We start from the raw sequence: 19,605 nt of genomic DNA, 5'->3' as shown, positions 1-19,605 counted from the left end.
CGTGCTCAGCGTGGGTGCATCGCAAGGCGCCGGAGCGAAGCTCTACCAGGTCGTCCAGCGAGCGACGGCAACGCAGCGAGGTGCGTGCGATGTGTGCGCGAAGCGCACACGAACTTTTGATTCAGGACACTAGTTGCCGACGGGCTCTTCCCCTGCGGGGGAGGGGCCCGTCTGCTCGTCGCGGTGCCAGACGACCCGCTGCGGGAAGGGGATCTCGATCCCCTCGTGGTCGAAGCGGGCCTTCACGCGCTGGCGCAGCGCCCGGGCGACGCCCCACTGCTCCATCGGCGCGGTCTTGAGCAGGACGCGCAGGGTCACGCCGTCGGCGGCGAGTGCCTCGACCCCGGTGACCTCCGGCTCCTCGATGATGATGCCGCGGAACTCGTCGTCCTCCCACAGGTCGTGGGAGACCTCCTGGAGCACGCGCTTCACGCGCGCCAGGTCCTCGTGGTAGCCGACGCTGACGTCGACGACCGCACGCGACCAGTTCTGGCTCATGTTGCCGACCCGCACGATGGCACCGTTCGGGACGTACCAGACCGTGCCGCTGAGGTCGCGCAGCCGCGTGACCCGCAGGCTGACCGCCTCGACGGTGCCGCTGGCCTCCCCGACGTCGATCACGTCGCCCACGCCGTACTGGTCCTCGAAGATCATGAAGATGCCGGACAGGAAGTCCTTGACCAGCGACTGGGCGCCGAAGCCCAGCGCCAGGCCGACGATCCCGGCGCTGGCGATGATCGGCGCGATGTTGACGCCGAGCTCGCTGAGGATCATCGTCCCGAAGATCGCGAGCAGCAGCCCGGTGATGATGCTCTTGAGCAGGTCGCCCATGGTCTTGGCGCGCTGGACCCGGCGGGTGCTGGCGGCCAGGTCGCGGGCCGTCATCTCCTTGGCGGCCTTCCCACGCAGCCCGAAGCGGCTCACCTTGTCGGAGAGCACGCCGTCCTCGGCGCGGGCGACCAGCCGGTCGACCAGGCGCTGCAGGAGCCAGCGCACCACGAAGAAGAGGAGCAGCAGCCACGCGATCGCCAGCGGCTTGCCGATCAGGAGGTCCGAGGCGTTGGCCAGCGTCTGGTTGTGGGTCCAGCTGAAGACCATCTTGCAGAGCGCGTCGGAGGAGTCACAGGACTGTGAGGCGTCGAACGCGAACATGGGCCCCATGTCTACCGCACCGGGCAAGGTCCGGCGAAGCGAGCGGGGGCGATACTCTTCTGCCCGTGACCAAGCTCGCGTACCTGCTCCGTCGTACCTCCCTCGCTCTGCTCGTGGCCGGCCTGGTGCTGGCGGTGCCGGGTCCGGCGAACGCCGACGTCCCCGAGTTCTGGAGCGACCCCAAGCCGGTCGACCCCTGGCACGTCGTGCTCGTGCTGATCGGGATCCCGCTGGCGCTCTTCGTGGTGATCACGCTGCTCGTGGTGATCCCGGGCGTGGTCAAGGGCGAGCGCTTCACCCCCGGTGGCCAGGCCACCGCCGACCAGTGGTTCGGCGGCCCGCGCCAGGGCACCGCCGAGCTCCCGGCTCCCGACAACGAGGAGTCGAAGGCTGGTGGCGCAAGTGGGCGTTGGTGAGTTCAACGCCGCGGAGCGCTTCCAGGTAGAGGAGGCCATCCGCGCCGCGGAGCAGGTCTCGCGCTTCGAGTTCAGCGTCTTCGTCGGCCGAGCCGGCGCCGACCCCCGCGCCTTCGCGACGCAGCTGCACAACAAGCTGGTCGCGCCCCCGCGCAGCATCCTGATCATGCTCGACCCGGCCGCCCGGGCGCTCGAGGTCGTCACCGGCGGCGTCGTACGCCGCTCGCTGAGCGACCAGGAGGTCGAGCTCACGACGATGCAGATGCAGTCGTCGTTCGCGGCCGGCGACCTGGTCGGCGGCCTCCGCCGCGGCATCCAGATGCTCGCCGAGCACGCCGCCGCGCCCGAGACGCTGCACGCCGAGCAGCCCTGAGACGCCGAGTCGGCGCTGACTCACCCCAGGAGGGGTGAATCAACGCCGACTCGAGGGTGAGTCTGCGCCGACTCGGCTACTGCGCGTCGGTGGCCTGGGCGGCCAGGGCGCGGGCGACGTCGGCCCGGCCCTCGCGCACGTAGCGCTGCGCGGCCGGGTTGGCCGAGGAGGACTCGAGCCAGGCGTCGACCCGGTCGAGGAGCTCCTGGCTGGCCAGCTGCTTGGGGAAGATGAACTCCAGGGCGGTCGAGGCCCGGGCGGTGCCCTTCTCCTCCCACATCGTCTCAGCGGCGCCGAGGTACTTCTCGACGTACGGCGCGAGGACGTCGTCCTGGCCGACCCGCTGGAAGGCGAGGACGACGCTGCGCTGGGTCTCGTTCGGGACGTCGTCGCGCACCATCGCGATCTCCCACGCCTCGGCCTTGGCCTCCGCGGTCGGGCGGGAGGCCCGGGCCGCGGCGGCGTGCTCCTGGCCGGAGATGGTGTTGTCGGCCCGGGTCTCGGCGTCGATCCTCATCCCCTCGCGGCCGTTGACCGCCAGCGCGGTGATCAGCAGCCAGCGCAGGTCCTGGTCGACGGCGAGGCCCTCGACCTCGAGCCCGCCGTCCAGCAGCGCCTCGAGGTCCGCGATCGCGGCGTCGGTGTGTGCGACGGCGGCGAAGGTGCGGGCGAAGGTGAGCTGCTGGTCGCTGCCCGGCTCCGCGGCGAGCATCAGCTCGCGGAAGCCGGCCTCGAAGCGCTCGCGGACGGCCGCACGCTTCTCGGGCGCGACGTACTGGTTGACCGCGAGGAGCGCGTACGTCGGGATCCGGCTGACGCCCCACGCGTCGGTCTCGCTGCCGATGTTGGCCAGCACCAGGTCGACGAAGTCGGACGCGGCCAGCTCGGCGTCGCGGGTCATGTCCCACGCGGCGCCCCAGACCAGGGCCCGGGCGAGCGAGTCGTCGAGCTTCGAGAGCCCGGCGATGCCGGTGGCCAGCGACCGCTCGTCGAGGCGGATCTTCGCGTAGGTCAGGTCGCCCTCGTTGAGCAGCAGCAGGTCGGGCTGCAGCTGGCCGACGAGCTCGGGGATCTCGGTGAGCTCGCCCTCGACGTCGGTCTCGATGGAGGTACGGCGGACCAGGTGACCGTCCACCTCGTCGTACAGGCCGATGCCGATCCGGTGGCGGCGCAGGGTCGGCCAGTCCGGGTGGGCGCTCTGGCGCACCGCGAACGACTGGTAGGTGCCGTCCGAGGCGAGCTCGAAAGCCGGGGCGAGCGTGTTGACGCCCGCGGTCTGCAGCCACTCGCGCGCCCAGCCGGACAGCTCGCGGCCCGAGGCCTTCTCGAGCGACCGGAGCAGGTCGGTGAACTCGGAGTTGGAGAACTCGAACTCCTTGAAGTACTGCTGCAGGCCGGCCATGAACGGGTCGAGGCCCACCCAGGCGACGAGCTGCTTCAGCACCGACGCGCCCTTGGCGTAGGTGATCATGTCGAAGTTGACCTCGACCGCGCGCAGGTCGTAGTTGTCCGCGGCGATCGGGTGGGTGCTCGGCATCTGGTCCTGGCGGTAGCCGGTCTGCTTGCGCGCGTTGGCGAAGCCGGTCCAGGAGTCGGTGAACTCCGTCGCCTCGACCTCGGCGTGGTAGCAGGCCCACTCGGCGAAGGACTCGTTGAGCCAGAGGTCGTCCCACCACTTCATGGTCACGAGGTCGCCGAACCACATGTGCGCCATCTCGTGGAGGATCACCGAGCAGCGGAACTCGTAGAACGACCGCGGCTGGCGGCTGCGCGGGAGGTACTCGTCGCGCAGCGTGACGCAGCCGGCGTTCTCCATCGCGCCCATGTTGTACTCCGGCACGTAGAGCTGGTCGTACTTGCCGAACGGGTAGGGGTAGTCGAAGGCGGCCTCGAAGAAGTCGAAGCCCTGCTCGGTGATCTTCACGAGCTCCTCGACGTCGAGGTGCTCGACGAGGGACTGGCGGCAGTAGTGGCCGAGCGGGATGTCGCCGTGCTTGCCGCGGTAGACGTGCTGGACCTCGTGGTACTCGCCCGCGACGACCGCGGTGATGTACGTCGACATCGGCTTGGTCGGGGCGAACCGCCAGACCGCCTTGCCGTCGGCGAGGGCCTCGGGCTCCGGCGTGGGGGAGTTGGAGACGACCTTCCAGTGGTCGGGCGCGGTGACGTTGAACGTGAACGGCGCCTTGAGGTCGGGCTGCTCGAAGGTCGTGTAGACCCGGCGGGCGTCCGGCACCTCGAACTGCGAGTAGAGGTAGACGCGGTCGTCGGCGGGGTCGACGAAGCGGTGCAGGCCCTCGCCGGTGCGCGAGTAGGTGCAGTCGGCGACCACGACGAGCTCGTTGTCGGCCTCCAGGCCCGGCAGCGCGATGCGGCTGTCGGCGTACGCCGTCGCCGGGTCGAGCGAGCGGCCGTTCAGCGTGATCTCGTGGACCTCTGCGCCGACGAGGTCAGCGAACGTGTCGGAGCCGGGCTCCGCGCAGGTGAAGCGGATGGTGGTCGTCGATCCGAAGGTCGTCTCGCTCGTCGTGAGGTCCAGGTCGATGGAGTACGACGTGACGTCCAGGAGTGCGGCGCGGGTGGCGGCCTCGTCCCGGGTGAGGTTGGTTCCAGGCATGTCCGGCATCCTGCCATCCGCCCCCTCCGCGCCGAAAAGCACGCGGACCGGCAGGATGGGCGCGTGGCCGGTCAGCGGAGGGACGTCGTCCCGCTCCGGACCGCGGTGCGGGCCTGGTTCCTGATCTCGTGGCAGACCTTCGGCGGCCCCGCCGGGCAGATCGCGGTCATGCACCGCGAGCTGGTCGAGCAGCGCCGGTGGATCGGGGAGCAGCGGTTCCTGCACGCCATGAGCTACTGCATGCTGCTGCCCGGCCCCGAGGCGCAGCAGCTGGCGATCTACAGCGGCTGGCTCCTCAACGGCTGGCTCGGCGGCGTCATCGCCGGCGCGCTCTTCGTGCTCCCCGGGTTCCTCACGATCCTGGCGCTGTCGTGGGTCTACGTCGCGCACGGCGAGTCGACGATCGTGACGGGCGTGCTGCTCGGGCTGGCGGCCGCGGTCCTGCCGATCGTCGTGCAGGCGGTACTGCGCCTCGGTAGCCGGGCGATCCGCAACCGGGCCCTGCTGGCGATGGCGGTGGCGGCCTTCGTGGCCCTGTCCGTGCTGGCCGTGCCCTTCCCCGTCGTCGTGCTCGCTGCCGGGTTCGCCGGCTGGCTCCTCTCGCGCCGCCGGCCCGACCTGGTGCGGGCGCCGGAGGCGCCGACGGCGGTCGACGAGGAGGCGCCGCTGATCCCGGACGACGCCCTCCACACCGCGCCCCGATCGGCGCGGCGCAGCCTGGTCGTGCTGGCGGTCGGGATCGTGCTCTGGATGGCGCCCGTCGCGCTGGCGTTCGCCCTCGCGGACGGGTCGCGCACCGTCTTCGTCGACCAGGGCGTCTTCTTCGGGGGCATGGCCCTCGTGACCTTCGGGGGCGCGTACGCCGTGCTCAGCTACGTCGCCCAGGCCGCCGTCGAGCACTACGGCTGGCTGACGGCGCAGGAGATGGTGCGCGGCCTCGCGCTCGCGGAGACCACCCCGGGGCCGCTGGTCATGGTGGTCCAGTTCGTCGCCTTCCTGGGGGCCTTCCGCGACCCGGCCGGTCTCGACCCCTGGGTCGCCGCGGTGCTCGCCTCCGTGCTCGTGGTGTGGGTGACCTTCGTGCCCGGTTTCCTCTTCATCTTCCTCGGCGCGCCGTACGTCGAGCGCCTCCGCGGCAACGAGCCGCTCTCGGGAGCGCTCACCGGGGTGACGGCCGCGGTCGTGGGTGTGATCGCCAACCTCGCCCTCTACTTCGCGGTGCACACGCTCTTCGCCGGCGCGGAGCGGGTCGGCTGGGACCACCTCGGTCTGCTCCTCCCCGACTGGTCCACGTTCCAGTGGGAGCCGGCGCTGCTGGGCGCCGTCGGCGGCCTGCTCGTCTTCGGCCTGCGCTGGCCGGTCCTGCGGTCCCTGGGCGTCTGTGCCGTCGCCGGGCTGGTCCTGACCCTGGCCACCTGAGGGAATACTCCCCGGCCACGCCGGTTGGGCCTGACATGAGCACCCCGTCGAAGACGAACGCCGACTTCTGGTTCGACCCCGCCTGTCCCTTCGCCTGGATCACCTCGCGCTGGATCCTCGAGGTGGAGCAGGTCCGCGACATCGAGGTCACCTGGCAGATCATGAGCCTGGCCTACCTCAACCAGGACAAGGACATCCCGGACACCTACCGGGAGTTCCTCAAGACGGCCTGGCAGCCGGTCCGCGTGCTGATGGCCGCCGAGCAGAAGTACGGCAAGGAGGTGCTGCTGCCGCTCTACACCGCGATGGGCACGCGCATCCACATCGAGAAGCAGGACAAGGACCGCGCGATGATCGTGGCGTCCCTCGAGGAGGCCGGGCTCGACGTCGCCCTCGCCGACGCGATGGACGACTCGTCGTACGACGAGGCCATCGCGGAGTCGCACCAGCGCGGCATGGACCAGGTCGGCAACGAGGTCGGCACCCCGACGATCGCCTTCGAGGGCCGCGCGTTCTTCGGCCCGGTGATCAGCAAGAAGCCCGTCGGCGAGGACGCCGGCCGGATGTGGGACGCCTTCGTGACGTTGTCGAAGTACGAGCACTTCTACGAGCTCAAGCGCAGCCGCACCGAGGACCTCGACTTCAGCTGAGGCCCGTCCTAGGTTGGCCGCATGGACACCGAGGTCAACGTCCTCTCCCGTGCGGTCGACCAGGCCGGCGACGTGCTCGACCACGTCCACGCCGACGCGTTGGCGGATCCGACGCCGTGCGCGGACTGGGACGTCGCCGCACTCGCCGACCACCTCGTGGCGGCGCCGGGACACCTGCTCGCGATGATGCGGGGCGACGACGTGGACTGGTCGGCCCCGCCGCCCCACGTCGCGGAGTCCTGGGGACCGGCCTTCCGTACGGCGGGCGACGACCTCGTCCACGCCTGGCACCAGCAGGAGGCCGGCCAGGAGGTCAGCCCGGCGGCCTGGCAGGTCGCGGAGCTGGCCGTGCACACGTGGGACCTGGCGACCGCGATCGGCTACCCGATCGAGCGGCTCGACCCGGAGGTCGCCGAGGTCGGCCTGGCCTTCATGCGCGCCAACCTGACCGGTGACAACCGCGGTGGAGCCTTCGGCGCCGAGCAGCCCGTCGGCGCCGACGCCGACCCCTACACCCGGATCGCGGCCTTCGCCGGCCGCACCGTCTGACCACCCCAACAGGCGCCGAGAACCCGGTGGCGCCGGGTCAATAGGATCACCCCATGAGCAAGGTTCTCTCCGCAGTCGCCTGGCCGTACGCCAACGGCCCGCGCCACATCGGCCACGTGGCCGGCTTCGGCGTGCCCTCCGACGTCTTCAGTCGGTACATGCGGATGGCCGGCCACGACGTGCTCATGGTCTCCGGCTCCGACGAGCACGGCACCCCGATCCTCATCGCCGCGGACGAGGCGGGGCTGACCCCGCAGCAGCTCGCCGACCAGAACCACCGGATCATCGCGGAGGACCTCGCGAGCCTCGGGCTCACCTACGACCTCTACACGCGCACCACCACACGCAACCACCACGCGGTGGTGCAGGAGCTCTTCCTCGGCGTCTACGAGAACGGCTACTTCGTCGAGCAGACGACGTACGGCGCGATCTCGCCCTCCACCGGCCGCACCCTGCCCGACCGCTACATCGAGGGCACCTGCCCGATCTGCGGGTACGACGGCGCGCGCGGCGACCAGTGCGACAACTGCGGCAACCAGCTCGACCCGGCCGACCTGAAGAACCCCCACTCGCGGATCAACGGCGAGGTGCCGGAGTTCATCGAGACCCAGCACTTCTTCCTGGACCTGCCGGCGCTCGCCGACGCGCTGGGGGAGTGGCTCGACGGCCGCGAGGCGACGGGTCTGTGGCGGCCCAACGTGATCCGCTTCAGCCAGAACATCCTCAAGGAGATCCGGCCGCGCGCGATGACGCGCGACATCGACTGGGGCATCGCCGTGCCGCTCGACGGCTGGCGCGACAACCCGACGAAGAAGCTCTACGTCTGGTTCGACGCGGTCATCGGCTACCTGTCCGCCTCCATCGAGTGGGCGCGCCGCCTCGGCGAGCCTGATCGTTGGCGCGAGTGGTGGAACGACCCCGCGGCCCTGTCCTACTACTTCATGGGCAAGGACAACATCACCTTCCACAGCCAGATCTGGCCGGCCGAGCTGCTGGCCTACTCCGGCAAGGGCGACAAGGGCGGCACACCCCGTCAGTACGGCGAGCTCAACCTGCCGACCGAGGTGGTCTCGAGCGAGTTCCTGACCATGGAGGGCAGGAAGTTCTCCTCCTCCAAGCGGGTCGTGATCTACGTCCGCGACCTGCTCAGCCGCTACCAGCCCGACGCGTTCCGCTACTTCGTCGCCGCGGCCGGCCCGGAGAGCCAGGACTCCGACTTCACCTGGTCGGAGTTCGTCCGGCGCACCAACGACGAGCTGGTCGCGGGCTGGGGCAACCTGGTCAACCGCACCGCGACGCTGGTGAACAAGAACTTCGGGGAGATCCCGAAGGCCGGCGAGCTGACCGCCGAGGACCAGGCCGTGCTCGACTCCACCGCGGCGGCGTTCGGCGTCGTCGGCGACCTGATCGGCCGGCACCGGCAGAAGCAGGCGATCGGCGAGGCGATGCGGGCGGTCGCGGACGTCAACAAGTACGTCTCCGACAGCACCCCGTGGAAGCTCAAGGGCGAGGACGAGCGCGAGCGCCTCGGCACGATCCTGCACGTGATGACGCAGTGCGTGGCCGACCTCAACCTGGTGCTGAGCCCCTTCCTGCCGTTCGCGGCCAACGAGGTCGACAAGGCCCTCGGCGGGGCCGGCGACATCGCCCCGATGCCGCGGCTGGAGGAGGTCGAGGACCTCGACGGCGGCGCGCCGTACCCGATCATCACCGGCGAGTACTCCCACTTCCCGGCCTGGGAGCGGAAGGCCGTCGTGCCGGGCACCCCGGTCGAGAAGCCGACGCCGATCTTCCGCAAGCTCGACCCGTCGATCGTCGACGAGGAACTGAGCAGACTCGGTGGTTGAGGAAGGCGCTCTGCGCCTGTCTCGAAACCCTGATCCGGTCGTCGCCCTGCTGGGCGAGGACCGCGGCCACCGCAGCCACCAGGAGCTCAACGCGCTCCGACCGATGCTCGCGGAGCTCGGCGTCGAGATGGTCTGGGTGCCGTCCGACTCCGGCTTCGCCATCGAGCAGTACGACGGGGTCTGGCTGGTCCCCGGCTCGCCGTACGCGGACGACGACGCGGTGCTGCGAGCGCTGACCACCGTGCGCGAGCGGGGCGTCCCCTTCCTCGGCTCCTGCGGCGGCATGCAGTACGCCGTCGTCGAGTTCGTCCGCTCGGTGCTGGGGGAGGCCGCGACGCACGCGGAGTCCGACGGCGAGGCCGAGGACAACGTGGTGGGCGCGCTCGCCTGCAGCCTCGACGGCGAGGAGCGGCTGGTGACGCCGGTGCCCGGCACCCGCTTCGCGGACTGGGTGCCCGAGCCCTTCGTGGGCATGCACTTCTGCCACTACGCCCCGACCGCCGACGCGGTCGAGCGGCTGCAGGGCGCGGGCGTCGTCGTCGGCGCGACCGCCGCCGACGCCGGGGCCGAGGTGCTGGAGTTCCCCGGCCACCCGTTCTACGTCGCCAGCATGTTCCAGCCGCACATCGGCGCCCTCGCCGGGGCGCCCGTGCACCCGCTCGTCGCCGCCTTCGTCGATGCCGTCCGGGCGGGGTCACGCCGGGTTGCCGGGAACGGCTGTCAGCAGCCGTAACCCGCACGACACGCCGATGCGCAACGGCGTGTTGCGCGGGGAAGGGCTGCCAGCAGCCGGTCCCCGCCGGGTCAGGCGTCCCTGACCCGGCCGCGCAGCGACTTGGTCTCGCCGCGCTGCTTCTTGGCATCCAGGCGGCGCCGCTGGGAGCCGCGGGTCGGCTTGGTGGGGCGTCGGGGCGGAGGCGGTGGCGCCAGCGCCGCGCGCACCAGCTCGGCGAGCCGTTCGCGCGCGGCGGCGCGGTTGCGCAGCTGCGAGCGCTGCTCGGTGGCGACCACCCGGACGACGGGGTCGGGCAACCGGGCGAGCAACCGGGCGCGCTGGGCCTCGGTGAGCGCCCCCGACGTCGCGGCGTCCCAGACCAGCTCGACCCGGCTGTCGGTCGTGTTGACCGACTGACCGCCCGGGCCGGGGGAGCGGCTGAACCGCTCGACCAGCTCGGCCGCCGGGATGACCAGCCCGTCCGGGATGCCAGGGCCGGTGGGCACCCGCAGGTCAGGCACGGCTCTCCTCGCGGGCGAGCGCGGCGATCGCGGGCACCTGCGCGAGAGCGTTGACCACGACCGAGAAGACCAGCAGCGCGACCGCCCAGCCCGGGTGGCCCGCGTCCCAGAGCGCCAGGGAGGCGAGCCCGAAGACCACGACCTTCGTGACGGGGCGTCGTACGGCGCCGCCCCAGCGCGCCTTCGGCGACGCGAGGAGGAACCACACGGTCATCGCGAGCAGCGGCAGCAGCCACACGAGCAGCCACCGTGGGTCCTGCTGCCAGCCCCAGACGCCGTACGCCGCGACGGCGAGCAGCTCGTCGACGAAGACGAGCGTCAGGACGAGCCAGCCGAACGCGACCACGCGACCATTGTCCTCTGCGGTCACCCGCGGCGGCGCCACTCGATCGCCGGGCACACGTCCATGACCATCGAGACGCCGGCGGCGGTCGTGCGCTCGTAGGCCTCGACGTCGACGACGCCGAGCTGGAACCACACGCCGCGTGCGCCGACGGCGACCGCCTGGTCGGCGAACTCGCCCGCCGCCTCGGAGCGGCGGAAGACGTCGACGACGTCGATGGGGAACGGCACGTCCGCCAGGGTCGCGTAGCCCTGCTCGCCGTGCACCGTCGGAGCCGAGGGATGGATCGGCACGATCCGCTTGCCGTGCTGCTGGAGCACGCGGGCGACGCCGTACGCCTCGCGGGACGGATCGCCCGAGAGGCCGACGACGGCCCAGGTCTCGGTGTCGTCGAGCAGCGCCGTGATCCGCTCCGGGTCCTGCCATGCGGTCATGCCTCGAAGCCTAGGTCGGAGCCCCGAACCTGTGGTTTTGCCCCATTTACCGGGGTTCTGTCGCGGGGCTTGCGGCAACGGGTTAGTGTGACCGCCGTCTCTGCTACCGACCGGTAGCGCAGAACCTGAGTTGCTCGGGAGGGAGCACTTTCCATGAACCTTCGTCGCATCACCGCTCGCGCCGCCGTCGCCGGCGTCACCACCGCCCTGGCCGCCGGTGCCCTCGTCGGCGCGACCGGTACGGCCGCCAACGCCGCCGAGGCGGGCAACACCTACACCTGCACCCAGGCCGGCCTCGGCCTGACCTTCGACTCCACGCTGACCGTCAGCGGCGACCTCCCGGTGCCGCAGTACTGGGCCGGCGCGGCCGTCCCGGCCGGCCTGCTCTCCGTGACCGCGACGGTCGACTCGACGACCGCCGGCATGCTCGCGAGCTACGGCGCCTCCGAGCTCCGCGTCGACGACTTCGCCTTCGACATGGAGGGCACCAGCGTCCCGGTCCCGCTCGACGGTCCGGTCGAGGACGGCGCCTGGAACGGCTCCGGCACCAACGAGGCCTTCACCACCCCTGACCCGGGCACCGCGTCCGCGATCATGCCGTCGGCCATGACGGTGACCGCCGTCATCGGCGGCAACGACGTGCCGCTCGACTGCGTCCTCGCCGATGGCCAGACCGCGCAGACCCTGGCCAGCCTCGAGCTGCTCCAGCAGAGCTCGGCCACCTCCGCCAAGGCCGTCTCGGTCAAGAAGGGCAAGGCCGCCAAGCTCCCCGTCACCGTCACCAGCACCTCGCTCGGCGGTCCGGTCACCAGCGGCAAGGTCACCGTCAAGGAGGGCAAGAAGACCCTCGGCACCGGCAAGCTCAACAAGAAGGGCAAGGCCGTCGTCAACCTCGGCAAGAAGCTGAAGGTCGGCAAGCACAAGGTCACCGTCACCTACGCCGGCATCCCGAGCGTGAGCGGCAGCAAGGCCAAGTCGACCGTCACCGTCAAGAAGTGACCGACTGACCAGCTGAGTTCGATCGTCGAAAGCCCGGCCGGGTTCTGCTCCGGCCGGGCTTTCGCACGTCCGGGGCCGGGAGTTGAGCGTTTCCCTGCGCCGAACTGGAACAGGTTCTAGTGTTCGTGACGTCCGTCACCTCGACGGCTGTAGAAGCCAGAGCAAGGAGTTCCTGCCCATGTCAGCTCGCCACTCCACCCGCGTCGCGGCCGCGAGTGTCTCCGTCCTCTTCGCCGCCGGCGCGCTCGCTGCTGCGGCCCCGGCCACCGCGGCGGATGAGGCCACGTCGACCCTTTACAACTGCACGATGATGGGCCAGACGATCCCGCTGGTCGCCACGCCCACGGCTGCCGTGTCGATCCCGCCCCTGGCCTCCGGCTTCGTGGTCCCGGCCGACTCGGCCGAGATCGGCGTGGCGTTCACCATCCCCGCCGCCGTGCTGGCCGGCCTCCAGCAGCAGGCCCACTCGACCGCCGCCGGCGTCTCCACCGACGACTTCGCCTTCCGGATCGGCTCGGCCGGCTCGGTGCCCGTCCAGACCCTGACCGCGGCGAACACCGCCATCCCGTCCGACGGGTCGGACCTGACGCTGCCGACCGCGGCCAACAACGCGGCGATCACCATTCCGGCGGCCGGGACCTACGACCTCCTGATGCCGGCGACGTTCGACGCGGTCCTGACGACCGACACGACGGGGGACCTCCTCTCCGGGCCGTGCTCGATCGCGGACGGCGACGGCCCGGTGCTGGGCTCGATGACCGTCAACAAGCAGGACTCGACCATCGCCAAGGCCGCCGGGCCGAAGAAGGCGATCCAGAAGGGCAAGCCCGCCAAGATCTCCGTCGTGGTCAACGGCGCCTTCAAGACCGCGACCGGGAAGGTCGTCGCCAAGGAGGGCAAGAAGGTCGTCGGGAGCGCGCCGCTGAAGAAGGGCAAGGCGAAGATCTCGGTGAAGGGCCTCAAGCCGGGCACCCACACGCTCGTCGTCAGCTACGGCGGGGACGCCTCGACCAACCCGGCCGGGGACTCCTTCCCGATCACCGTGAAGGTCAAGAAGTGACCGTCGAGGTCTAGCCCCACCCTGTTCGACGACGCCCGGCCGGGCCTCCCCCCGGCCGGGCGTTCGTCTGCCCGGCCCTGTCTGCCGGGTCAGCCGCCGAGCAGCGAGCGGCGTACCTCCGCGAGGACGGCGTCCACCTCGCGGGCGCCCAGCCGGCGCGGGTCCGGTGTCGGCGCCAGGGGAGCCAGGGCCAGGTCGAGCGCCGCCGCCAACGCCGCCTGCGGGTCGTCGACCTCGCCGCGCAGCCAGCGGCGCAGCACGTGGTTGTGGGCGGTGATGACCGCGCCGGCCGTGAGCTCGGCGCGCAGCGGGGCGTCGTCGGCGTCGCCGAGCCAGGCCCGGAGGTGCCGGCTGAAGAGCAGCTCGTAGCGGTGCACGCTGGCCAGCTCGCGGTGCCGCAGCGGTGTCACGGCGCGGGTCAGCCGGTAGCGCTGACGGGCCGTCTCGCCCTCGTCGAGGTAGTGGTCGAGCACGATCGCGCTCGCCTCCTCGAGTGCCGTGCGCGCGGTGGCGGCGGTCCCGGTCGCCAGTCGGGCATCGACCTTCTCCAGCAGCGCGTCGTGGTCGGGGAAGACCACGTCCTCCTTGGTGGGGAAGTGGCGGAAGAAGGTCGTGCGGCCGACGCCGGCGCGCGCCACCACGTCCTCGACGCTCGTGCTCTCGAAGCCCTGCTCGGCGAAGAGCGCCATCGCGCTGTCGACGAGCCGGCGACGGGTGGAGGCGACCATGGCGGGGGCCTTACGTTGGTGGGATCAAGTCCTGCGGATATGGTACGCAGTACCGTTTCGTCGACACCGAAGGCACGCGCATGAGCTCCGAGTACCCGATGTTCGCCCTCTCCGAGGAGCACCAGGCGATCCGCGAGGCCGTCCGCGACCTCTGCGACGCCAAGGTCGCGCCGTACGCCGCCGACGTCGACGAGAACGCCCGCTACCCGCACGAGGCGGCCGAGGCGCTGCTGGCCGCGGACTTCCACGCCCCGCACGTCCCGGAGCAGTACGGCGGCGCCGGCGCGGACGCGCTGGCCACGGTGCTGGTCATCGAGGAGGTCGCCCGCGCGTGCGCCTCCTCGAGCCTGATCCCGGCGGTCAACAAGCTCGGCTCGCTGCCCGTGCAGATCTCCGGCTCCGAGGAGCTCAAGGCCCACTACCTCGGCAAGCTCGCCGCCGGCGAGGGAGGCTTCTCCTACTGCCTCTCCGAGCCCGACGCCGGCTCCGACGCCGCCGGCATGAAGACCCGCGCCGTCCGCGACGGCGACGACTGGGTGCTCAACGGCGTCAAGCGCTGGATCACCAACGCCGGCGAGTCGGAGTTCTACACCGTCATGGCCGTCACCGACCCCGAGAAGCGCAGCCGCGGCATCTCGGCCTTCGTGGTCGAGAAGTCCGACGAGGGTGTCTCCTTCGGCGCCCCGGAGAAGAAGCTCGGCATCAAGGGCTCGCCCACGCGTGAGGTCTACCTCGACAACGTGCGGATCCCGGGCAGCCGGATGATCGGCGCCGAGGGCACCGGCTTCGAGACCGCGATGAAGACCCTCGACCACACCCGCGTCACCATCGCCGCCCAGGCCGTCGGCATCGCCCAGGGCGCGCTCGACTACGCCCTCGGCTACGCCCAGGAGCGCAAGCAGTTCGGCAAGCCGATCAGCGACTTCCAGGGCCTGCAGTTCCTGCTCGCCGACATGGGCATGAAGGTCGAGGCCGCGCGCCAGATGACCTACGCCGCCGCCGGCAAGTCCGAGCGCGGCGACAAGGACCTCACCTTCTTCGGTGCCGCGGCCAAGTGCTTCGCCTCCGACGTCGCCATGGAGGTCACCACCAACGCCGTCCAGGTGCTCGGTGGCTACGGCTTCACCCGCGACTACCCGGTCGAGCGGATGATGCGTGACGCCAAGATCACCCAGATCTACGAGGGCACCAACCAGGTCCAGCGGATCGTGATGGCCCGCCAGCTCCTCGCGGGCGTGCAGTCGCAGCTCTGACCGCCCGACGGTGCTCCGGTGGTGTCGAGGCTCGTCGCTGACGCTCCTCGCACCTCAACCTCCGGAGCCGCCGAGGATCGCGGCGACAGCCTCGGTGAGGTCGGCGACGACGGCGTCCACCGAGGCGGGGCGGGCGGCCGACCCGACGTTGCGGCGGACGAAGTCGAGGTCGCCGACCACCCGGAAGGCCATCGACGTCGCCTCGGCCATCCGGAAGCGGAGCGTCGTACGACGCAGGTTCGGGTGGATGCGGAGGAGCACGGCCGCGAGGCGGTCGGCCTGGGGGGCGAAGGTCTCGTTGAGCAGCGTCCAGCCCGGCTCGCGGCGGGTGGCGGCGATGGAGTTCACCAGGCGGATCCAGGCGTCGTCGCCGCGGCGGGCTAGCGCGGCGACCGGCCCCACGATGGTCTCGGCGAGGGCGTGCACGTCGGGTGGGTCGGCGTCCTCGAGCGCGACGAGGCGCTCCTCGCGCTCGGCGCGCAGCGTGCCGCTGCGGTGCCGGATCACCTCGGCGAGCAGGGCGTCCTTCGAGCCGAAGTGGTAGTTGACGGCCGCGACGTTGGTGCCGGCCGCCGCCATCACCGCCCGCAGCGACGTGGCGTCGACCCCCTGGTCGGCGAACAGCCGCTCGGCGGCGGCGAGGAGCTGGTCGCGCTGGGTCACGCGCCGGACCCTATCGTCGTCCCGATCAATTCCATCACGTGATGGAATTTGCGGCCCTATGCTCGGCACATGACCGAGACCTCGGAGCAGCCGCCGCTGGTGGTGCACCGCCGTACCTGCCCGCTCTGCGAGGCCATGTGCGGCCTCAACGTCCACGTCCGCGGCGACCGCGTCGAGCGGATCACGCCCGACCAGGACGACGCGTGGTCGCAGGGCCACATCTGCCCGAAGGGCACGACCCTCGGCACGCTCCACCACGACCCGGACCGGCTCCGCCGGCCGGTCGTCAAGCAGCCGGACGGCAGCTTCAAGGAGGTGTCGTACGCCGAGGCCTACGCCCGCGTCGACGAGCTCCTCGCGCCCGTCATCGCCGAGCACGGCATCGAGGCCGTCACGGCGTACGTCGGCAACCCGCTCGCGCATGCCTTCGACCTCAGCCGCTACGTCGGGATCCTGATCGGCATGTCCGGCATCCCGATGATCTACTCGCCGGGCGTCGTCGACCAGTGGCCGAAGAACGTCGGCGCGCACCTGATGTACGGCGGGATGTGGAAGATCCCGGTGCCCGACGTCCAGCGGACCGACCTCTTCGTCGTCATGGGCGCCAACCCCCAGGCCTCGCAGGGCTCGCTGCTGGCCTGCCCGGACCTGATGGGCGAGATCGGTCGGATCCAGGACCGCGGCGGCCGGGTGGTCGTGGTCGACCCGCGCCGTACCGGCACCGCCGCCAAGGCCAGCGAGTGGATCCCCATCGTGCCCGGCACCGACGCGGCGTTCCTGATGGCGATGGTGCAGGTGCTCTTCGCGGAGGGCCTCGTGGACCTCGGGCACGTCGAGGAGCACCTCGACGGCGGCCGCTCGCCGGTCGACGCCCTCGGCCTGCTCGCCGAGCCCTGGACGCCGGAGCGGGTCGAGGGCGTCACCGGCGTGCCGGCCGACCAGGTCCGGTCGCTGGCCCGCGAGCTCGCCGGGACGCCGCGCGCGGCGCTCTACGGCCGGATCGGCCTGTGCAACCAGGAGTTCGGCACCCTCGCCAGCTGGCTGGTCGAGGTCGTCAACATCCTCACCGGGCACTTCGACGTCGAGGGCGGCCTGATGTTCCCCCTCCCGTCGGCGTGGACGGTCAGCGACCTGCCGATGCCCGAGCTCGAGAAGGGCGTGCCCAACTTCGGCCGCTGGCGCAGCCGGGTCCGCGGGGCGCCCGAGGTGCTCGGCCACGTGCCCGTCTCCTGCCTGCACGAGGAGATCAGCACCCCGGGCCAGGGCCAGATCCGGGCTCTCTTCACTGTCGCCGGCAACCCCGTGCTGTCCTCGCCCGAGGGCGACAAGCTGGACGCCGCGCTGCCGGGCCTCGACGCGATGATCAGCGTCGACCTCTGGATCAACGAGACCACCCGGCACGCGGACGTGATCTTCCCGGGCTTCTCCGCGCTGGAGTCGCCACACCACGACGACATGCTGTGGATGTTCGCCGTCCGCAGCCACGCCAAGTTCTCGCCGCCGGTCTTCGCCCCCGAGGACCCGGACCGGCCGGGGGAGTGGGAGATCCTGATCCGGCTCGCCGGAGCCTGCCTCGGCACCCCGATGGCCGACTTCGACGTCGCCGCGATCGACGACGGCTTCTTCGACGTGCTCGCGATGGCCCACGGCGTCGACGGCGCCGCCGCGCGCGAGCACTACGACGAGGGCGGGCCGATGCGGCTGCTCGACCTCCAGATCCGCTCCGGGCCGTTCGGCGACCGGTACGGCGAGGTCCCCGACGGGCTGACCCTCGCCAAGGTCCAGGCATCACCCGATGGCATCGACCTCGGCCCGATGCGGCCCCGGCTGGCCGACGTCCTCGACACCGAGAGCGGCAGGCTGGTGCTCGCGCCGCCGTACATCACCGCCGACCTGGCCCGGCTCGAGGAGCGGCTGGACCGGCCGCGGCCCGACCTGCTGCTGGTCAACCGCCGGCACCTGCGCTCCAACAACTCCTGGCTGCACAACGTCCCGGCGCTGGTGAAGGGCAGCAACCGCTGCACGCTGGTCATGCACCCCGGCGACGCCGCGCGGCGCGGGTTGGCCGACGGCGAGCTGGTCCGGGTCACCTCCGAGGCGGGGTCGATCGAGATCGAGCTCGAGGTCGACGACGGGATCATGACCGGGGTCGTCTCCACGCCCCACGGGTGGGGCCACGACAAGCCCGGCGCCCGGCTCGGCGTCGCCGCGACCCGGCCCGGCGTCAACTCCAACGTCCTCTCGCCCGGACGCCTGGTCGACGCGCTCTCGGGCAACGCGATGGTCAACGGCTTCGAGGTGAGCGTGACGTCTCTCGTGACCCGCACGTGAACTCCGCACCCCATGTCGCACCCCGAGCACGCACCTCGCTGCGTTGGCAGAGCTGGAGATACGCCCGGTAGCCCTGCGCTCCGCCGCCTGGCGAGGTACGCACTCGGAGCACGACCTCGGGCACGGATTTCGCGCGCGCGTCACTAGCCTGACGCCATGGGCTGGTGGGAGGAGCGGGTCGTCCCGCGGCTGGTCGACCTGTCGCTCTCGCAGGAGCCGGTGACGGAGCACCGCGAGCGCGTCTGTGCCGGCCTGTCCGGGCGGGTGGTCGAGGTCGGCTTCGGCAGCGGCCTCAACCTGCCCTGCCTCCCGCCCGAGGTCGACGCCCTCGACGCGGTCGAGCCGTCCGAGCTGGCGTGGTCGCGCTCCGCCGCACGTCGCGAGGGCACCGCCGTCGAGGTGGCACGGCTCGGGCTCGACGGGCAGGCGATCTCGGCCGCGGACGCGTCGTACGACGCCGCGCTGGTGACCTTCAGCCTGTGCACCATCCCCGACGCCGGCCGCGCACTCGCGGAGCTGCACCGGGTGCTGCGTCCGGGCACGCCGCTGCACTTCCTCGAGCACGGGGTCGCACCCGACGCGGGCGTCCGCCGCTGGCAGCGCCGGCTCGACCCGGTGCAGAGCGTCCTCTTCGGAGGCTGTCACCTGACCCGCGACCCGGTCACGCTGGTCGAGGCGGCCGGCTTCGCGGTCACCGAGGTCGAGACCGGCTACCTGGCGCCCGGCCCCTCGCGACCCTGGGGCTACCTCACCCGTGGGGTGGCGACGAGGGTGCCGTAGGTTCGCCGGCATGGGACAGACGATCGAGATCACGGCGCCGGACGGCGTCGCCGACGCCTACGTGACCGGTGAGCCGGGGAAGCCCGGCGTCCTCCTCTACGTCGACGCGATCGGCCTCCGGCCGCGGATCGAGGAGATGGCCGACCGGATCGCGGCCTGGGGCTACGTCGTCCTCGCTCCGCACGTCTTCTACCGCGACGGCCGCGCCGCCGACCTCGCCCCGAAGGCGGACCTGCGCGACCCCGGCGCGCGGGAGGCGTTCTTCGGCGGCGGGGTGATGGAGCGCGTCGGTGCGCTGACGCCCGAGCTCTCGACCGCCGACGCCGTGGCCTGGGTGGCCGAGCTCGAGCAGCACGCGGGCGACGGACCGATCGGCGTCACGGGCTACTGCATGGGCGCGCGGCTCGCGGTCCGCACCGCCGGCCAGTTCCCGGGCACCGTCGCCGCCGTCGGTGGCTTCCACGGCGGCCGGCTCGTGACCGACGCCCCGGACAGCCCGCACCTGGCCATCGCCGGCTCGACCGCCGAGTACGTCTTCGGCCACGCCGACCAGGACTCCTCGATGCCGATCGAGCAGGTCGAGGCGCTCGAGCAGGTGCTCACCGACGCCGGCCGACCGCACGTCAACGAGATCTACGAGGGCGCTGCGCACGGCTACTCCATGGCCGACACGTCCGTGTACGACGAGGCCGGTACCGAGCGCCACTTCGCTGCTCTCCAGGGGTTGCTCGCGCGCACCCTGTGAGGGTCCTGTC

20 protein-coding genes are annotated in these 19,605 nt (G+C 71.6%); 13 read left to right on the top strand and 7 right to left on the bottom strand.

Annotated elements, in window-relative coordinates; genetic code table 11:
- Positions 1-129 precede the first annotated feature (129 nt).
- The gene (locus K8U61_RS04300) at positions 130-1,152 is read right to left on the bottom strand and encodes a mechanosensitive ion channel family protein (protein WP_224121728.1); all 1,023 of its coding nucleotides are present in this window, start codon (positions 1,150-1,152) and stop codon (positions 130-132) included.
- A gap of 65 nt (positions 1,153-1,217) precedes the next feature.
- Between K8U61_RS04300 and K8U61_RS04295 the strand changes: the two genes are divergently transcribed.
- Positions 1,218-1,568: a hypothetical protein gene (locus tag K8U61_RS04295; protein ID WP_224121727.1), complete on the top strand. Its 351-nt coding sequence runs from the start codon at positions 1,218-1,220 to the stop codon at positions 1,566-1,568.
- Positions 1,555-1,941 carry a DUF5130 family protein gene (locus K8U61_RS04290; protein ID WP_224121726.1) on the top strand — a complete coding sequence of 129 codons (387 nt, stop codon included), beginning with the start codon at positions 1,555-1,557 and terminating at the stop codon, positions 1,939-1,941. Before K8U61_RS04295 ends, K8U61_RS04290 begins: the two co-directional genes overlap by 14 nt.
- 76 nt (positions 1,942-2,017) lie before the next feature.
- Here the strand turns inward: K8U61_RS04290 and pepN are convergent, their stop codons facing one another.
- Complete coding sequence (pepN, locus tag K8U61_RS04285; RefSeq protein WP_224121725.1) at positions 2,018-4,558, bottom strand: aminopeptidase N; 2,541 nt, start codon at positions 4,556-4,558, stop codon at positions 2,018-2,020.
- 63 nt (positions 4,559-4,621) lie between these two features.
- Here pepN and chrA point away from each other — a divergent pair, with 63 nt between their 5' ends.
- From chrA to K8U61_RS04260, 5 genes are read left to right on the top strand one after another with little or no spacing between them, the layout of a single operon-like run.
- Positions 4,622-5,977 carry a chromate efflux transporter gene (gene chrA / locus K8U61_RS04280; protein ID WP_224121724.1) on the top strand — a complete coding sequence of 452 codons (1,356 nt, stop codon included), beginning with the start codon at positions 4,622-4,624 and terminating at the stop codon, positions 5,975-5,977.
- Between the two features lie 35 nt (positions 5,978-6,012).
- Entirely contained in the window at positions 6,013-6,627 is a 615-nt protein-coding gene (locus K8U61_RS04275; protein ID WP_224121723.1) for a mycothiol-dependent nitroreductase Rv2466c family protein, read from the top strand.
- Positions 6,628-6,648: 21 nt separating this feature from the next.
- Positions 6,649-7,176: a TIGR03086 family metal-binding protein gene (locus K8U61_RS04270; RefSeq protein ID WP_224121722.1), complete on the top strand. Its 528-nt coding sequence runs from the start codon at positions 6,649-6,651 to the stop codon at positions 7,174-7,176.
- 53 nt (positions 7,177-7,229) lie between these two features.
- On the top strand, positions 7,230-9,023 hold the full coding sequence (gene metG, locus K8U61_RS04265; RefSeq protein ID WP_224121721.1) for a methionine--tRNA ligase: 1,794 nt from the start codon (positions 7,230-7,232) through the stop codon (positions 9,021-9,023).
- Positions 9,016-9,756 (top strand): glutamine amidotransferase-related protein, encoded by a 741-nt coding sequence (locus tag K8U61_RS04260; protein ID WP_224121720.1) that lies wholly within the window; start codon positions 9,016-9,018, stop codon positions 9,754-9,756. The genes metG and K8U61_RS04260 overlap by 8 nt, the downstream gene beginning before the upstream one ends.
- A 71-nt stretch (positions 9,757-9,827) precedes the next feature.
- Here K8U61_RS04260 and arfB read toward each other — a convergent pair whose 3' ends face one another.
- From arfB to K8U61_RS04245, 3 genes are read right to left on the bottom strand one after another with little or no spacing between them, the layout of a single operon-like run.
- Positions 9,828-10,259 (bottom strand): alternative ribosome rescue aminoacyl-tRNA hydrolase ArfB, encoded by a 432-nt coding sequence (gene arfB, locus K8U61_RS04255; protein WP_308043085.1) that lies wholly within the window; start codon positions 10,257-10,259, stop codon positions 9,828-9,830.
- Positions 10,252-10,605 carry a DUF2568 domain-containing protein gene (locus K8U61_RS04250; RefSeq protein ID WP_224121719.1) on the bottom strand — a complete coding sequence of 118 codons (354 nt, stop codon included), beginning with the start codon at positions 10,603-10,605 and terminating at the stop codon, positions 10,252-10,254. Before K8U61_RS04250 ends, arfB begins: the two co-directional genes overlap by 8 nt.
- 20 nt (positions 10,606-10,625) lie before the next feature.
- Positions 10,626-11,036 (bottom strand): CoA-binding protein, encoded by a 411-nt coding sequence (locus K8U61_RS04245; RefSeq protein ID WP_224121718.1) that lies wholly within the window; start codon positions 11,034-11,036, stop codon positions 10,626-10,628.
- A gap of 153 nt (positions 11,037-11,189) precedes the next feature.
- Between K8U61_RS04245 and K8U61_RS04240 the strand changes: the two genes are divergently transcribed.
- Together K8U61_RS04240 and K8U61_RS04235 are read left to right on the top strand one after the other, a co-directional pair.
- Positions 11,190-12,035 carry an Ig-like domain repeat protein gene (locus tag K8U61_RS04240; protein WP_224121717.1) on the top strand — a complete coding sequence of 282 codons (846 nt, stop codon included), beginning with the start codon at positions 11,190-11,192 and terminating at the stop codon, positions 12,033-12,035.
- A 178-nt stretch (positions 12,036-12,213) separates the two neighbouring features.
- Complete coding sequence (locus K8U61_RS04235; RefSeq protein ID WP_224121716.1) at positions 12,214-13,095, top strand: Ig-like domain repeat protein; 882 nt, start codon at positions 12,214-12,216, stop codon at positions 13,093-13,095.
- A gap of 89 nt (positions 13,096-13,184) precedes the next feature.
- On the opposite strand, the gene K8U61_RS04230 is transcribed toward K8U61_RS04235, so the two are convergent.
- Positions 13,185-13,823, bottom strand: a complete 639-nt coding sequence (locus K8U61_RS04230) for a TetR/AcrR family transcriptional regulator (protein WP_224121715.1) — start codon at positions 13,821-13,823, stop codon at positions 13,185-13,187.
- Between the two features lie 80 nt (positions 13,824-13,903).
- On the opposite strand from K8U61_RS04230, the gene K8U61_RS04225 reads away from it, so the two are divergent.
- On the top strand, positions 13,904-15,076 hold the full coding sequence (locus tag K8U61_RS04225; protein ID WP_224121714.1) for an acyl-CoA dehydrogenase family protein: 1,173 nt from the start codon (positions 13,904-13,906) through the stop codon (positions 15,074-15,076).
- A 54-nt stretch (positions 15,077-15,130) separates the two neighbouring features.
- On the opposite strand, the gene K8U61_RS04220 is transcribed toward K8U61_RS04225, so the two are convergent.
- Positions 15,131-15,739 carry a TetR/AcrR family transcriptional regulator gene (locus K8U61_RS04220; protein ID WP_224121713.1) on the bottom strand — a complete coding sequence of 203 codons (609 nt, stop codon included), beginning with the start codon at positions 15,737-15,739 and terminating at the stop codon, positions 15,131-15,133.
- A 69-nt stretch (positions 15,740-15,808) separates the two neighbouring features.
- Here K8U61_RS04220 and K8U61_RS04215 point away from each other — a divergent pair, with 69 nt between their 5' ends.
- The 3 genes from K8U61_RS04215 to K8U61_RS04205 all read left to right on the top strand — a co-directional run bounded on the left by K8U61_RS04215 (position 15,809) and on the right by K8U61_RS04205 (position 19,595).
- The gene (locus K8U61_RS04215) at positions 15,809-18,070 is read left to right on the top strand and encodes a molybdopterin oxidoreductase family protein (RefSeq protein ID WP_224121712.1); all 2,262 of its coding nucleotides are present in this window, start codon (positions 15,809-15,811) and stop codon (positions 18,068-18,070) included.
- A 156-nt stretch (positions 18,071-18,226) separates the two neighbouring features.
- The gene (locus tag K8U61_RS04210; protein WP_224121711.1) at positions 18,227-18,850 is read left to right on the top strand and encodes a class I SAM-dependent methyltransferase; all 624 of its coding nucleotides are present in this window, start codon (positions 18,227-18,229) and stop codon (positions 18,848-18,850) included.
- A 10-nt stretch (positions 18,851-18,860) separates the two neighbouring features.
- Positions 18,861-19,595, top strand: a complete 735-nt coding sequence (locus tag K8U61_RS04205) for a dienelactone hydrolase family protein (protein ID WP_224121710.1) — start codon at positions 18,861-18,863, stop codon at positions 19,593-19,595.
- Positions 19,596-19,605: the final 10 nt, after the last annotated feature.

Origin of the sequence: Nocardioides mangrovi (assembly GCF_020073815.1) — a bacterium.
GTDB classification, from domain to species: domain Bacteria; phylum Actinomycetota; class Actinomycetes; order Propionibacteriales; family Nocardioidaceae; genus Nocardioides; species Nocardioides mangrovi.
This window is presented reverse-complemented; position numbering and strand designations above follow the sequence as displayed.